Annotated in this window: 11 protein-coding genes and 2 pseudogenes; 3 read left to right on the forward strand and 10 right to left on the reverse strand. The window is 59.2% G+C overall.

Annotated features, from left to right (window positions below; genetic code table 11):
* Positions 1-94: 94 nt before the first annotated feature.
* Entirely contained in the window at positions 95-1342 is a 1248-nt protein-coding gene (locus LHFGNBLO_RS17750; RefSeq protein WP_258609424.1) for a glycosyltransferase family 4 protein, read from the reverse strand.
* A gap of 545 nt (positions 1343-1887) precedes the next feature.
* On the opposite strand from LHFGNBLO_RS17750, the gene LHFGNBLO_RS17755 reads away from it, so the two are divergent.
* Complete coding sequence (locus tag LHFGNBLO_RS17755) at positions 1888-3039, forward strand: glycosyltransferase (protein WP_258609426.1); 1152 nt, start codon at positions 1888-1890, stop codon at positions 3037-3039.
* Between the two features lie 217 nt (positions 3040-3256).
* Here the strand turns inward: LHFGNBLO_RS17755 and LHFGNBLO_RS17760 are convergent, their stop codons facing one another.
* Positions 3257-4624 carry an exopolysaccharide biosynthesis polyprenyl glycosylphosphotransferase gene (locus LHFGNBLO_RS17760; RefSeq protein WP_258609428.1) on the reverse strand — a complete coding sequence of 456 codons (1368 nt, stop codon included), beginning with the start codon at positions 4622-4624 and terminating at the stop codon, positions 3257-3259.
* A 387-nt stretch (positions 4625-5011) separates the two neighbouring features.
* Here LHFGNBLO_RS17760 and LHFGNBLO_RS17765 point away from each other — a divergent pair, with 387 nt between their 5' ends.
* Positions 5012-5788, forward strand: coding sequence for a Crp/Fnr family transcriptional regulator (locus LHFGNBLO_RS17765; RefSeq protein WP_258609430.1), 777 nt, complete (start codon positions 5012-5014; stop codon positions 5786-5788).
* 317 nt (positions 5789-6105) lie between these two features.
* Here LHFGNBLO_RS17765 and LHFGNBLO_RS17770 read toward each other — a convergent pair.
* The 8 genes and pseudogenes from LHFGNBLO_RS17770 to LHFGNBLO_RS17800 all read right to left on the reverse strand — a co-directional run.
* A pseudogene (locus LHFGNBLO_RS17770) lies at positions 6106-7367 on the reverse strand (mechanosensitive ion channel family protein); the annotation flags it as partial.
* 51 nt (positions 7368-7418) lie between these two features.
* Positions 7419-7793 (reverse strand): annotated as a pseudogene (locus LHFGNBLO_RS33680) (ABC transporter permease); the annotation flags it as partial.
* 253 nt (positions 7794-8046) lie between these two features.
* A complete protein-coding gene (locus tag LHFGNBLO_RS17775) occupies positions 8047-9594 on the reverse strand; it encodes a DHA2 family efflux MFS transporter permease subunit (protein ID WP_258609432.1) in 1548 nt (515 codons plus the stop codon).
* Positions 9591-10877: an HlyD family secretion protein gene (locus LHFGNBLO_RS17780; protein WP_258609434.1), complete on the reverse strand. Its 1287-nt coding sequence runs from the start codon at positions 10875-10877 to the stop codon at positions 9591-9593. Before LHFGNBLO_RS17780 ends, LHFGNBLO_RS17775 begins: the two co-directional genes overlap by 4 nt.
* Positions 10870-11334 carry a MarR family winged helix-turn-helix transcriptional regulator gene (locus LHFGNBLO_RS17785; RefSeq protein WP_258609788.1) on the reverse strand — a complete coding sequence of 155 codons (465 nt, stop codon included), beginning with the start codon at positions 11332-11334 and terminating at the stop codon, positions 10870-10872. The genes LHFGNBLO_RS17780 and LHFGNBLO_RS17785 overlap by 8 nt, the downstream gene beginning before the upstream one ends.
* A gap of 327 nt (positions 11335-11661) precedes the next feature.
* Positions 11662-11982 carry a hypothetical protein gene (locus LHFGNBLO_RS17790; RefSeq protein WP_258609435.1) on the reverse strand — a complete coding sequence of 107 codons (321 nt, stop codon included), beginning with the start codon at positions 11980-11982 and terminating at the stop codon, positions 11662-11664.
* Between the two features lie 260 nt (positions 11983-12242).
* Complete coding sequence (locus LHFGNBLO_RS17795; RefSeq protein WP_258609437.1) at positions 12243-12725, reverse strand: BA14K family protein; 483 nt, start codon at positions 12723-12725, stop codon at positions 12243-12245.
* Between the two features lie 482 nt (positions 12726-13207).
* Positions 13208-13690 (reverse strand): hypothetical protein, encoded by a 483-nt coding sequence (locus LHFGNBLO_RS17800; protein ID WP_258609439.1) that lies wholly within the window; start codon positions 13688-13690, stop codon positions 13208-13210.
* Positions 13691-14256: 566 nt separating this feature from the next.
* Between LHFGNBLO_RS17800 and LHFGNBLO_RS17805 the strand changes: the two genes are divergently transcribed.
* Positions 14257-15192, forward strand: coding sequence for a LysR family transcriptional regulator (locus tag LHFGNBLO_RS17805; protein WP_258609440.1), 936 nt, complete (start codon positions 14257-14259; stop codon positions 15190-15192).
* Positions 15193-15256 lie beyond the last annotated feature (64 nt).

Consider the following 15256-nt stretch of genomic DNA (forward strand, 5'->3'; position numbering starts at 1 on the left):
GTCGATGGCGGACCGTTTTGGCGGCGAGCGCGACACTATAGCATTGCTGGAGCCAATGGCGGCCATCAAGATTACAGTCCCGTCTCCAAGGAACTCATCGCGGAAGCGCCAGATTTCGAACAGGAGGCCTAGCCGACGCTCCCTTGCTCGCCAGATGCTGGTTGAGAGCCTGGCGGTAAATGGCATCGATCCGCTTGCCCATCCGCTTGGCGTCCCAGTTAGAAAGGTCCGTCGCTGCGGCACCTCGGACGAGGCAAGCCAGTTTTTCGCGATCCTCCACGAGGGCGGCAGTGGCGTCGGCCATGGCGCCCAAGTCGTCCGGGGGTGTGATCACGCCATTGGTGCCTGGACGGAGCACTTCGCGAAGACCCGGCAGATCGCAAGCGACGCAAGGCTTGCCGCCGGCGAGATATTGCATGAGCACGCGGGGCAATCCCTCCCGTGTGGAACAGAGCAGGCAGAGATCCGCGAGTGCGATCAGCCGCTCGGGGTCGTTGCGATAACCGGCAAAGACCACTCGGCGTTGGAGCCCCAGCCGGTTGACTTGCGATTCGGCGATCGAGCGAAGCGGCCCGTCGCCTGCGAGCACGAGTACCGTGTCGGGTAAGCGGGCGGCGATTCTCTTGAAAACCTCTAGTAATTCCGTGTGTCGCTTGCGTGGCTCGAATGCCGCAATCATCAAAAGGACAGGCGGGCGCGGCGCGTCCGGTGTCAAGCGCAACAACTCACGCCAATCGGCAGGCGGACTGGCGTTGCGAAAGCGTTCGAGATCGAATCCGGAATAGACGACATGATGTTTGTCAGCATGTCCCACTCCCGCGCTCATGCATAAGTCACGGATGCCCTCGCTCACACTGATGAATGCACTGGTGACTGGCGCTGCCAATTTTTCCAAGGCGAGATAGGTGAGCCGCTCGGCGACGCCGACATTGACAAAAGGCACGATATGGACGCCATGAATGATCACTGGAACTCCCGCCGCCCATGCCGCGAAACGGCCGAGAATGCCTGCCTTGCTTGTGTGCGTATGCACGATGTCGGCATTCAAGGCGCGGAACCTCCGGGTAAGCGCCAACAATGCCCTCACGTCGGAGGCAGGCGAAATGGACCGGGTCAAGTCGGGGACGCCAATGAGTTCCACCCGCGGGTCCACTTTAGCCATGATTTCCGGTTGGACCGCCTCGCCATGCAGCAGGAAAACATCATGTCCTCGTTGCGCGGCCCAATTGCAGGAATAGACGGTATTCTCATCAGCACCGCCATTGATGAGACGAGTAATGACATGAGCGATACGCAGTCGATACGCCGCTTCAATTTTGCCTTCCGCATCCCGTGATTTCAAATCGCCGCTACCGGGCTCAATCCACTCGGTGGCGGCGCTGCCCCCCCGGCTGCGCTTGTGGTCTTCTGACCTCCCGACAACGGTGCTACTGCGTTGGAGTGACATGTCACGTCCTCGGTGAGGGCATGCCGTATGGGGACAAACCCTGACTCCTGGCGCACCCCGTCTCTCTTGGGTCGCACCTCTCCTATCCATAGGGACAGGTTCCAAACGGCTTTCAGTTGGTCAGATTTGATTTATGTTTTAGACGTCCCAGAGACGTGTCGCTGTTACCCCGGGCACAGCCGAGTGCCTATTCGTCGTATAGTTATGCGCGAATACTTTTTCTCCTTGCCGGGCTTGTGTGAAGTCGGACCGGAATCGTTCGAAGAGGCAGTCAAGGCGACGGAATGTGCCTCCTATATGAATTCTCTTCTGGATGTGACAACAACCGAGTTGGCTGTTCGTGATGTCCCGAACGCCCGCTCGCGATGTCCCCAGAGACCGACCCGATAAGCATGCTGGCTTGGTTCGCCATAGCCGAAGCATGAAAGATAGGCCTGTGGATGCGGCTTCTCTATATACATTCTGCACACGTCCCGGCGCTGGCCGCCAATGCGGTACAAGTCGCAAAGATGTGTCATGCATTTCGGGTTGCTGGTGCGGAGGTCCTAATAGCGCTTCCGCGCGCCTCCATGAATAGACAAGACCATTATGGAAAGATCGCGCGCGAATATGGATTGGACACCGAATTCCCATTCCGCGTTCTCCCCATACCCTTTTGGCCTGTGCCCGGCAGGGAGCTTTTTTTTGCGATGTTGGCGCTTTTTGCTGCCGTCTGGCTGCGGCCGCATGTCATTTTTACACGCTCGGCTACTGTAGCGCTTGTTTCTGCCGGACTTTTCGGGTTCACGACCGTTTTTGAGCTTCACGATCCGATTGGCAGTTTGAGCAGCCGTCAGCGTCAGCGACTTGCCAAACTGATAGGCCTAGAGGCATTCCTAATGCTGGTCGTGACGACGCAACGTCTCCGCGACAACAGCATCTGCCTCTTTCCTCAACATGCGGGAAAATTCTTCATCGCGCCCAATGGCGCGGATCCGGTTCCGCCGAATGTGGAGAAATGCAGCCTCACCGGCACGTTCAAGGTTGGTTATGTCGGACATCTGTATAGAGGAAAGGGCATGGAGATAATAAGCGCTATTGCGTCTCGATGTGGCTGGGCGACATTTCATATCGTCGGAGGTACACCCGGTGATATAGGGTATTGGACATCGAAGCTGGCCCAATGCCCGAACATAGTGTTTCATGGCTACGTTCCTCACGCCGCGACATCTGCCTACTTGGCTGAAATGGACGTTGTACTCGCGCCCTATCTCAGAAATGTACAGGGCCAGGGCGGCGGTCGAAATATCGCTGAGGGAATGTCGCCGCTCAAGCTCTTCGAATATATGGCGCACGGAAAACCCATAGTAACCTCCGACCTGCCAGCTATCCGTGAAGTCTTGAGGGATAGCGTCAACAGCGTTCTGGTGTCGCCAGACAACCCGTCTGACTGGGTCAAGGCGCTTCAGCGCCTGCGCGAAAACGAGGTATTTCGGGATCAGATTGGTCTACGGGCGAAGGCGGACTTTCTGGCCAAGTATAGCCGCTTAGCACGCGCAACCAACATCCTAAAGGAAATCGAGAACCGAATGCCGTCGAGCGGAATTTTATAGAGCAGCACAGTCCGTTAGCAGGCCCTTCCTAATCTTCCCACTCGGCGGCAAGAAGCTCACAAAGATCCAGCGACTGAACCGGTGCGACCAACTTTGAGGCTCGATGTACTCACTCGTGGGCGGGATCGCGCGCGCAACGCATCAAAATAAAAACTATCCGTTCAATCGGCCGGACGATTGGATTACAAACATTCCGCTTCTGAGAAGATGCTATACATCAATAGACATCGCGATCCGAAAGCACCAGCAAAGCGGTTGTCCAGACTATTTTAAGATCGAGCCGCACGCTCCAGGACTTTATGTACCAGAGATCATGCTCAACGCGTTTTTCCATCCTCCACAGCTCCTTCGTCTCCCCTCGGAAGCCGTTGATCTGAGCCCATCCTGTCAAACCGGGTTTTACACGATGGCGATAAGCATAGCTCTCAATAATCTTGCTGTAGGTATCGTCATGAGCGACGGCGTGGGGTCGCGGCCCTACCAGGGACATTTCTCCCCGAAGCACATTGAATAACTGTGGCAACTCATCGATGTTCGACCGGCGCAATATGCGGCCAAGTCGGGTAACTCGCCCGTCGTTGCGCTGAGCTTGGCGAATTTCCGTACCGTTCTCCTGCACGGTCATCGATCGGAACTTGTAAATATTGAATGGGTTGCCACAAAAACCCCGCCGCGCCTGCTGGAACAGCACTGGGCGACCGTTCTCGAGCGCTATGGCACATGCGACTACGGCCATCAACGGAAACAGGAACAGCAGTAGCAGTGATGCAAGAACAATGTCGAACAACCGCTTCAGCAAGCGTTCGGCAGGTCTCAAAGGCGCGCGCTGGACTTCGAAGGCTCGCTGCCAGCCGGTGTGCAGTGGAGATCCGGCCAGAATCTTATCTGTGTAGGCATCAGCGAACAGATAGATCGGCAGCGGGAGGCGGGACATTTCCTCCAGGATGCGTTCGATCAACTTCCGCTGGTCCCACGAGCAAAACAGATAAACTGCCCCATATGGATCAAAGCGGAAAGCAGCCTGTGCAGCTGCGACGCTGGCAAGCACCGATTGTGCTGCGATCGTGCCATCGCGGTTCTCGATGTTCGAAACACCGCAAACCGCGATGCCCTGTTGTCCGAGCTTGCTGATAATCCCCTGTTCCATTCCAGGAACGCCAGCGTAAAACAGATAGGCTGTGCGCAAGACGAGCTTCTCAGCGGCCAGAAGCCGTTTCAGCACACGCGCTAGAACCAGGTGGCCAGGCAGCAAGATTGGGAATCCGACTGCAAACGCCAGAGTCAAAGAGCCGCGCGAGAACGTCGACGTGGTCTTCGTGAGAAAGGCGAGCCAGAGAATTGCACAGAAAACGAACAACCACCCGGTGAAGAGTGTTTTGATCACACGGCGATCATCCAGGACGCCACTAACCTTGTAGGCGCCTCTGGCAGCCATGAATGCGACAAGCAATAGGCCGGCGGTGACGCTTAGATAAATCGTCTCCCAAATATCTGACGGGCTCACACCGAGGTGCCTATGATAGACCTCGTTTGACGCAAGGAGTATCGTCTGTGCAAGGAGGAAATCCGCAGTTGCAAGAAACACGCAAACTGCTCCCACAGGAAGCCGTAACGGTTCGATGCTCCGCCTTAAGAACGCACTCGACGCCTGGGTTGGTGCATGCCGCATAGAGACAAGCCCCCGAATCCTGTTGCGTCCCTTCTTGGGTTATGGCAGCACACGCCGTCCCATAAAAAGGGGGTTATCTCAACGGCTTCCAGTCGGTCAAATTTGATTTAAACTCTCTCATGTCGCTGTTACCCTGGGCACAGAGGGGTCACTATTTTGGTGGTATCCTAATATGATAATGTGCTAATATTTCTGGCTTAGCGCGTTTGCGCGAGAACGGCCCGGAGTCGGGCTCGTTCTGGGTAGTCAAAGGCAATGCTTTAGGGACCGGGGCGCTTTACCCTTATCAAGGGGGCGGGAGCCATGGCATTGAGTAGCGTTGAGGTTCGGGTCAAACAGCTCGATAAAATGCGCTTATTTCGGCTATTTGGGCAAGATATTCTTAATGAACTGGCGAAGGTGGCCATCCTACGAAGGATCCCTAAGAATAAAGTTCTTACTCACCTTGGTGACGTATCAAGTTATATTTACTACATAATTCAAGGAAAAATTCGGCTTAGTGCTCCACTTTCGGACGGTCGAGAATTCATCTTTTCCGATCTCGGTCCGGGTGACACTTTCGACCTGACTAGATTGTTCGTCACGCGACGCAGCAACGTGAACGCTGCTTCAGTTGTGGACAGCGACTTGGTGCAAATCGAAGTAGCTTTCATGACTAGGGTCTTCGACAAACACCCCGATCTCGCACTAAAGGTGATCCCGTATTTGTGCGAAGCAACGCATGACGCGCAAGAGCGAGTGATCCACAGTGCGGCCAGTGCCCTATCCACTCGATTGGCGAGCACGGTCTTGCGATTGACAGAGAGGCCGCACAGCATGGCTACCGTGGATAGAGCTCGGAGCATCCACATTTCGCAGACCGACCTCGCGGCAATGGTCCCGGCTTCTCGAGCGAAGGTGAATCGGTGCCTGAGAGAATGGGAACGGCGGCATCTGACCCAATACGACCACGGCTCGCTGACGATCCTCAATCGCGCCGCGTTAGAGTCTGTTGCTCTTGGCGAGATCGCCTTTGATCGTTCGATGGTGCATATCCCACGTGCTCAGGCATCTCCATGGCATGCTCCGGGGAGACAATAAACCGAAGTGGTGCCGGACGTTCTCGCGTCCCTCGGTAGAGCCCTTTTCGTCGGCGTCGTAAGTCGCCGCACCGGACAAATGCGCCTTCTCACTGTATCGCTTCGGCGTGCGGCTCCTCGTCGACGCCGAGGAGATCTGGCCGGGGTTCCGGCCGATCCTGGCGCGTCGGGCTAATCGCCGGTGAATTCATCCGCAACGCCGCGCGCCATGGGCCGGCCGCCATCTGGGTTTCGATCGCGAAGGCCTTGGCTGAGTCAGTTGCGAGGTGGTCGAGAACTAAAGGAGGGCGTTGTGATCTCCGAAGAAGCAGAGGGGCCTTCGCCGAAGCAGTCTCCGGGCGGAAGACGCTCCAGTTCCGTCTCGCGGGCGCCCTCGCGCCGCTTTACCGCCACGACTCCGCTGCGCACAATCATGAGTGACTTCAGCACTTCCCCCTGCTCAGCGAGGGTCTCGCCTTTTCGGAAGGTCCGGCGCGTCATCGTCGAAGCGAGCGCTTCCTTCTCGTCCTCGGTCAGCGAGGCAAACAGCGGAATCGCGTCCAGAAGCCGCCGGGGCGTAGTGTGAAAGCCGAACGGCACCTCGACCGCGTTCGGTTCCGGGGATGCTGGGCCAGCAGTTCCCAAAGGTGCGGCAAGAGCGAGTCCGGCCGCCTTGGCATGACGAAAGATCAGGTCGAAGAGCTCGCTCTTCGCTTTGGCGGCGAGGGCTCTGTCCGCGACACTGAAAGCAAGCTCAAGTTCCACGGCGCCTCCCTCCAACGATACGGTTTGTACGCTCGGCTCCGGATGCGCCAGGATCGAATTGCTGCTGAGCAGCACCGAGCGCATGACATCAGCCATCGTGGATGGCGCGGTGTTTGGCCGGAAACGCACCTTGACCGTCAGCCGTGGCTCCGCTCGGGACTGCTGAGATTGGTCAGCCTTGCTTTCGCAAGGTCGCTGTTGGGGACAATCACCAGGTCGTTGGTCTCTGTCACAAGACGGGTGGATCGCCAATTCGTGTCGACGACCTTGCCTTCGATGCCGTTGCTCAGCACCAGCCAGTCGCCGATCCCGTACGGCTTGGCAAGATTGAGTGCTATGCCCGAAAAAACGTCGCCCAGCGTGCTCTGCAAGGCCAGGCCAAGGACAATGGCGACCGCGCCGGATGTGGCGATCAGCGTCCCGACGGGAGCGTCGAAGACGTAGGCGATGATCGAGAGGCCCGCCGCGACATAGATGATGCCCACAACAAGGTCTTGCAGGAGGCGTCCCTCGCGGGGCTTTTGTTCAAGGACGAGGAAGACGCGGACCACGCCAATCAGCGACCATGCGGCATTGATACACCAGATCACCTTGATGATGTCGAGGAATACGCGCTCCACCTCGGAGATGTCGGCCGAGCCGACCGCATACGGGATGATCCCGTGATAGAGCAGCAGCGCCGTAAGCGCCAAAAAGAATGCCAGCTGACCGACAAGGCGCAGCGTCGGCCGACCGCGAAGCAGGATGCGCGTAACCAGTGCGCCGATCGCCGCGAGCACGCCGGTCTGGACGGTGGGATCCGCGATGACGTCGGCTAGGTTGGCGTAGGTAACCATGGGATTGGGAGCCACATATTGTTCAACGACAAGGGGACCAGGTGTGAAGGCCCAGCTGTGCCGGCCTGCCTTGAGGTCGGCGACGGCGGCTGAGACTGCCGCCCGAAGGGGATTGGACGTCATGGTGCGGGCGGCGAAGACCTGCTTGTTGAAGAAGACGGTCACATGCGGCAGCCGCCCGCGCGCGAGGTCCCGCTCAAGATGTTCAGGAATGTATACGGAGGCGACAGCCTTGCCTGAACGCACCACGGCCTCGGCCTCGCAAAGTTTGCGGCAGCGCATCGTTACCCTGATCCCGGGCGCCGAACAGATTGCATCGACGAAGCCGCCGGACTCTGCCGATCTGTCTTGATCCACCACCTCGACGGGAAGGTCGCGCACGATTGCCCTACTGAGCATGGCGCGCACGGCCCCCGGTTCAGCCATCAGGGTTTGCAATGCTGCCGCTGTGTTCGATCACAGCCACGATCCGGCAATCATCCTCGGCAAGGAATTTGGCGGCATGGCAGCTGACGCTAACGTCGTTGTCATTGGCAAGAGCACGCTACTCTCCGGGAACAGGAGTCGCGGCCGCGGCTGGGAAGGAAACGAACTCCTCCAATTGCTTGTCAAACGCTTAGCAGCGGTCCGCGGCAACCTATAGTCCTTGAACGCCGGGCCGAATTCGGGCCCAGTGAGATCACTCCATGACAGCGTTGTGATCCACTTCGGCAGGATGCGACGGCTTGCGCAGGAACAGGATCAGGGGGATGGCGGCAAGCGACAGGATCATCATCAGCTTGAAGTCGTCCATGTAACTGATGACCGTCGCCTGCAACGTGACCATGCCGTCGAGCGCAGCACGTCCTGCGGCGCTATAAGGGTTCATCGCCTGGAGGATCGCCGGGTCGCTGAACGCCTGGTTGTAGGGCGTCACATAGGTGGCAATGTTTGCATGATTGATCTGCACGTTTTGCGTCAGAAGGGCGGTGACGACCGAGATGCCAACGCTGGAGCCAATATTTCGCGACAGGTTGTACAATCCGGTTCCTTCCGCGCGACGCTCCGGCGCCAGAGTGGCGAAGGTGATGGTGGTCAGTGGAACGAACAGGAAGCCGAGCCCCGCACCCTGGATGAAGCCGGTGCTGATGATCGTCCATTGCGAGATATCGGGAGTCCAGCCGGTCATGTCGTACATCGCCCAGGCCGTGATCAGCAGGCCGGTCAGCAGCAGCCAGCGCGTGTCCACCTTGCCGACCAGCCTGCCGACCAGAAACATGCAAGCCATGGTGCCAAGTCCACGCGGTCCCATGACGATGCCGGCTGTCACCACCGGATATCCCATCAGCGTCTGCAGGTAGGGCGTCATCAAGGCCAGTGAGGCGAGATAGGTTATGCCGACGATGAAAATGAAGACCATGCCGACGGCAAAATTCCGGTCGAGGAAGAGTCTTGGATTCACGAACGAGTTGCGGGCGGTGAAGGTGTGAACGAGGAAGATGTAGAAGGCTGATGCACAGATCAGCGCCTCGACGATGATCTCGGATGACGAGAACCAGTTGAGCTGCTCGCCGCGGTCAAGAAACATCTGCAGCGAAGCGATGGTGACGCTGAGCATGCCAAATCCCAGCCAGTCCAGCCTTGCCTTGAGGTTCGTCTTCGTCTCCAGGACGAACATCGATACGCCAGCGAAAGCCAGCGCGCCGATCGGGACGTTGATGTAGAAGACCCAGCGCCAGCTGACATTCTCGGTCAGCCAGCCGCCGATGACTGGGCCGAGCACCGGTCCGACCATGATGGAAACGCCGAACAAGGCCATGGCCGAGCCGCGCTCTTCCACGCTGTAGATGTCGAGCAGGATGCTCTGCGACAGCGGGACGAGGGCGGCACCGAACAGGCCCTGCAGCAGGCGGAAGCCGACGATCTGCGGCAGCGACTGTGCGAAGCCGCATAGTACCGAAGCGACCACGAAACCGGTGATGGCCGTCAGCAGTACGCGCTTGCGGCCAAAACGATTGGCAAGGTAGCCCGAGGGCGGGGTCATGACGGCCGCCGCGACGATGTAGGACGTCAGCACCCAGTTGATCTGGTCGGCGCTCGCCGAAACGCTGCCCTGGATATAGGGCAGCGCCACGTTGGCGATGGTCGTATCCAGCGCCTGCATGATGGTGGCGAGGATCACGCAAGCGGTGATGGCGCCGCGATTGGCGACCACAGATGCGCCCCCTGTCGCAGATAAGCTGGTCATGACTTCTGCTCGAACCTGTCGATGAGATCCGTCGCGAAGTCCGGCAAGCCGCGCGCATGGCCGGTGTCGATGCCAACCACGACGCTCATCCCGCCGCGCAGCGGCGGCTTGCCCTGGGCATCATCGACCGTCACGCGCATCGGGATGCGTTGCACGACCTTGACCCAGTTGCCGGTGGTGTTCTGCGCCGGAAGCAGTGAGAAGCTCGATGACGAGGCCGGGCTGATACTGGCCACCGTGCCATGCCAAACGGCACCCGGATAGCTATCGACGCTGATCGTCGCCGTTTGCCCTGGCCGCACATAGGTCAGTTCGGTTTCCTTCGGCTCAGCCGCGATCCACAAATCGGTTGCCGAAACCAGACTGAATGCCGGCTGCGAAGCCGGCAGGTACTTGCCGACCTGAAGCATATCCACATTGGTGACGATGCCGTCGAAAGGCGCCTCGACGACGGAATCGCCGAGGTTCCGCTGGGCGTCGTCCACGGCCGACTGCGCTTGCAGGTAGAACGGGTTCCTCTCGACCGGCTGGTTGGCGTCGCCGCCAAGCTGGGCGAGCGTCGCCTGCGCCTGCGCCCTAGCGACGGACACTTTCTGGCGGGCGGCGTCGAGGTCGTGTTGGGCGCTGTCGAAGGTCGCCTTGGAGGCGGTAGAGGTCTTGAGAAGATCCTGCTGACGCTTGAAAGCGGCTTCAAAATAAGGAATGTCGGCCTCAGCCTGGTCGATCTGTGCCAGCGACTGCTGGTAGCTCGCCTGCAAGGTCAGCACCTGGTTGCGCACCGTGCCGAGCTGGGCCTGGGCCGCGGCGAGCGCGGTTTCGAAGGAGGCTGGCCTCAAGCGGAAAAGCACGTCGCCCTTCTTCACCGCTTCGTTGTCATGCACGTCAATCTCCTGCACCGTGCCGGAGACGTCGGTGGAAACGCCGAGCGACTGGGCCTGGATGTAGGCATTGTCGGTTGTCATGATTTGGCCGCCGACGACGTAGTAATAGCCGCCGACGATCAGCGCGACGGGGAGCAAGGTAAAAAGGATCGGCCGTGTCAGGCTGCGCCTGGGCTTGGCCGGCGCCGGAAGCGCGACGCCAACCGAGGCTTGCTGCGGCTGCGTGGACGGAGCCTCCAGTGCCGCCGGCTCCAAGGCAACCGGCGATTCCAGCTCGTCGTCATCGATGACGGTGTAGGCTCGCCTCTGCTCGCGTTCGCTGTCCAGTCGGATGATCTGGTCATTCGTCCGATTCGTGGAAGGTTCATTTCCGGCCGGCTTCTTTGAGGTTGGTTCAGTCATGTACTTTCTCCCGGTCGACGGCTGGTTTGGCGCAAGCCTCGAGCAGATTGGATTTGATCAAGCAAAGGGTTTGCAGCAGACGCTGCTGTGCATCCGCCGAAAGGCCGGCGAAGGCCTCGTCGCGCGTTTTCTGGCCGTTGCTGCGCATGATTTCGAGCAGCGGACGAGCCTCAGGTGTGAGGTAGAGCAGCCAAGCCCGGCGATCGGCAGGATCGGGCCGGCGCTCGACGAAGCCGCGGGCTTCTATCTTGTCGAGCAGCCGGGCGAGTGTAATCGGCATGATCTCCATCAGATCGGCCAGCTTGTTCTGATGGATGCCTTCTCGCAGGGAAAGGTAGGCCAGCACCTGCCATTGGGCGCGGGTCAGCCCCGACGTCCGCGAACGCTGCTCAAACCGCTTTCGAAGCAGACGCGCGGTATCGTGCAGCACGAAGCTGATGTTGGGTGTGTGTGTCATGGGAACGAGTGTGGCTTCAGGCAGGTGTTTTCTAAGCGTGCTTATTATTGTCGTGCAGACAGGTGGGCATCGGCCTGCAATTTGATAATTGCAGATACTCGGAAGAAGGTGTTTGGATTTTGCGAAGATTGTCCCGCGTCCCGCTGACCGAACCAATCCCTGGTCGAACCTGGACTGCGGCTAACTTGCCGTCCCAGCAACGCTGGCGCCGCCCTCGCGAAACCAGAGTCGCGCCAACGCTGCTGGACTTGCTGTCGACACGTCCCGCCCGACTTTCGCCGGCCGACGTCGGGAAGTGGCTCTGTGCAGCGTCAACAGCGCAGGCTCTCATTTGGTGTCTTTGCCGCGGCAGATCACGATCGGATTGGAAAGCGCGCTGTCAAAGCCGCTTGCCTGGTAGACCGTGATGTTCGAGTTGCCCGGTGCAATGAGGAACGAGCCTTCAGCGATCCTCTGATCTCCGTTGGGCGTGTGGAGCGACCAGCTGAATGTGCAAAGTTGAGCCGACGCCTTTGGCTCGACATGGCTGCAACTCAACTGCGCTGCCCCCAGCATGGCAACGCCACCGCAACTGACCGCTTGTTCGGCGGAGGCGATGCCCGGATACCCTGCCAGAGCGACAATGCACACCATCTTGATCCGATTCATCTGCCTAGCTCTTTGCTGCCATGCTGGTGCGCTCTTCCAAAAATCCGGTTCGAATGTAAGGAGAGGCTCACGAGCGGATTCGAAAAATAGAGTGGCGTTTGCGACGGGACAGCGCACAGTTTTCCCGGGTACTTCCAGAGGCGCACATCGGCGGCATCCAGCACGATCCCGGCGTAGTCTCGTCAGGTCACTGATCTCGTCGCCATTCCAATCCGGTCCCCCGCGCGCTGCGGAGACCGGGTTTGAAGAGGATCAGTGGATCACGGGCAGTAGTAGCGATGCCCGCTCCGGCCGAGATAGGTACCGCTGGCAGGATCGTACGAGCGGTAGTTCTCGCAGTAGCCGGCCGCATTGTCGTAGCCGTATGTGCCAAGTCCCAAGAATGGGGCAAACCCAAAAAAGCCGTCGAAGTCGTCGGCGTGGTCCCGGTCACGGAAACGACCAAAGTGGCGCCTGCCGTGGTATCGATGATTGCCGTTGAACCCTTGACGCATATCGAAGCCGCGACCGCCGCGATGGCTCATGACGAATGGATGGCTACCGAAGCTGCGACCGCCACCGAAGCCACCATGGCTCATGGCGAACGGATGGCCGCCGAAGCTGCGACCGCCACCGAAGCCGCCATGGCTCCTGATGAGCATGGCGCCGCTATCGCCACCACCGCCACGAACCATCGACGCCATAGCTGTCGCCGGGCTGATTGCCAGCACGGCGCCTAACGCGACCGTCGCCAGGTTTGTCATTGAATTTCTCATAGCACGCTCCTTCGAAGTTGAGGCTTCCGGCTGGTCGCCGTTGGCGAATTGATCGCCTGGCGATGAAGGGTGCGGTCGACGTTGGAAAACACGACCCTGCAACGCTTGGCTGGCGTTCGGATCCTGGCGTCACGGGCCGCGATAGGGAGGCCACGCTGGCGGTTCTCGATCCGCATGGACTCGAGATGGGCATTGGCCGGCAAATTGATAATTGGAGATCTTCGGAAGAAGGTATTTGGATCTTACGAAGATTGGCCCGTCACCCACTCACGAACTGACCGCTGGTCAAACCTGGACTGCGGTCGTGGCAGTCGCGGAACATCGCAGCTTCACGACAGCGACCGCGGAGGTCGGGACGCCCTCCGCCTTGAACGCAGCTTTGGGTTTCAGTTTCGTGATGGTACCAGTGAAAAAGGGACGCCCACGGCCAAAAGTCCGGGGCGTCAAGCAGTTCCGTCGGCCGGATGATTTCAGCCGTTTGGACCGTAGCCGTTCGGATAATATCCGCCGTCGCCGCCGTTGCCCATCAAGAACGCGCTGCCGGTGTCAACCCGGAGCGTCTGACTCAGATCATCGAGCTGGTGCAGCAACTGCTGATATTGCCCGGCCGGTATCGTGCCATGCCCCACGGCAGCCGTCCTTTCGGCGACCCGGCTGATGTGAGCGGCCCGCATATGCAGTCTCTGCGCCTCGGCCGGCTCGATCTTGTTCACCTGCCTCGCGTCCGTGATGCCTTGGTCCACGCCCTGTATTTGATCGACCAAGGCTGTCACGCGGGGGCCAGTGATGCCTTCATTCACGCTCAGTCCTTGATCGATCGAGCCTGTCACGCGCGGATCAGAGTGGAACGCCTGTTCGTTGATGCTGTCGACGGCATCGAGCGCGCCAGCAAAGGCAAGGCTGCCTGTGGAAAGTGCAAGCGCTACACCCACAAAGATAGCTTTGAAGTACATGATATGGTCTCCTTCCTCTTGGTTGAGCGACCGTCCCATCGACGACCGCACTAGTGGCGGAGGTTGGCCAGACCGACGTTGGCACTAAGGCGTGCGCGATGGGGCCAGCGCCGGCGGTTCTCGATCCGCATTGATTCGAGATGGGAATTGGCCGGAAAATGATAATTGGAGGTCTTCGGAAGAAGGTATTTGGATTTTACGAAGACTGTCCGTCGGCCGCTCACCGAACTGACCACTGGTCAATCCTGACTGTGGTCAATATGCCGCTTCTGAATGCCGGCGCGCCGCAACCCGCCAAGGCCGCGGCCGAGGATGGAGAGGTAGCTTGTGTTCCCAACAACACGTGGAGGAGAACATGCTCTGGCCAACAAGGATGCGCTGACACTCGATGCCGAACCTGTGAACCTTCAGGCCTTGTCGCCGCGCGCGCGGTTATTGATTACTCAGCTTTTGGTACATATTTCAGGGGGCGCCTGCCGCATCGGGGCGATCTGGCCCTAGGCTTGGAGATTTGCGGGCATTTTGACAATCGCAAATCGGAAGAAGTTAATCGGCTTCGACGACAAATGGCTCCTGTCCAGCTCACCGAACTGACCGCCTTCGTGGCAGTCGCCGAGCATCTCAGCTTCACCAAAGCGGCGGCGGAGGTCGGTATAGCTCTGCCCACCATGAGCCAGACCATCCGGTCCCTCGAGGAGCGACTCGGCGTTCGGCTGTTCAATCGCACCACGCGTAGCGTCGCCATGACGGAGGCCGGGCTTCGCCTTCTGGCGGAAGTACAGCCGGTTCTCCAAGGCATCGATCACGCACTTGAGAGTGTCAATTCGTTCCGCGACAAACCGATCGGGACATTGCGCCTGGCAGTCGCGCGGCCGGCCGCCGCAATACTGGCCCCTATGGTGCTCGCGCCGCTAATCCAGCCGTTTCTTGCGGAATACCCGGCCATTCGCCTGGAAATCGCTGTCGATGATACGCACAGTGACATTGTCAGCGGCAGGTTCGATGCCGGAATTCGTGTAGGGCACAGAATCGAGCGCGACATGACGGTCTTGCGCATTGCAGACCAGTTCAGGATGCTTGCGGTCGCCGCTCCGACTTATTTGGCGCGCCATTCGAGACCGTCGCTTCCTAAAGATCTGCAAGCCCACGACTGCATCCAATTCCGTTCGCCTTTTGATGGCTCCATACAGCCCTGGGTCTTCACCCAGGGCGACCAGCATACCGAGATCGCCGTCCAAGGCTCGCTCATCGTCAATGATCTTGATGTGCTACTAAGCGCCACCCTCCAAGGAGTCGGCATCGGCTACCTGCCGGAGCCGATTGTTGCGAGGTACCTTGCGCGAGGCCGGCTGGTGACCCTGCTGGAAGGTTGGAATCGCATACTGCCTGGTGTTTTCCTTTATCATCCCAGCCGTCGTCAAACGCCCATGCCGCTTCGGGTGTTTCTCAGCTTCATCGAGAAATGGCGCAGGGGCGCCTTGGCGGCCCATCGCGTCTCGTGAGGCTGGCGGCGAAGGCGGTCAAGCGGTAGAATACCTCACTCTCGGCCTGCAAGAACGGTTCGAT

The sequence above is a fragment of the Mesorhizobium sp. AR10 genome (genome assembly GCF_024746795.1).
GTDB lineage: Bacteria > Pseudomonadota > Alphaproteobacteria > Rhizobiales > Rhizobiaceae > Mesorhizobium.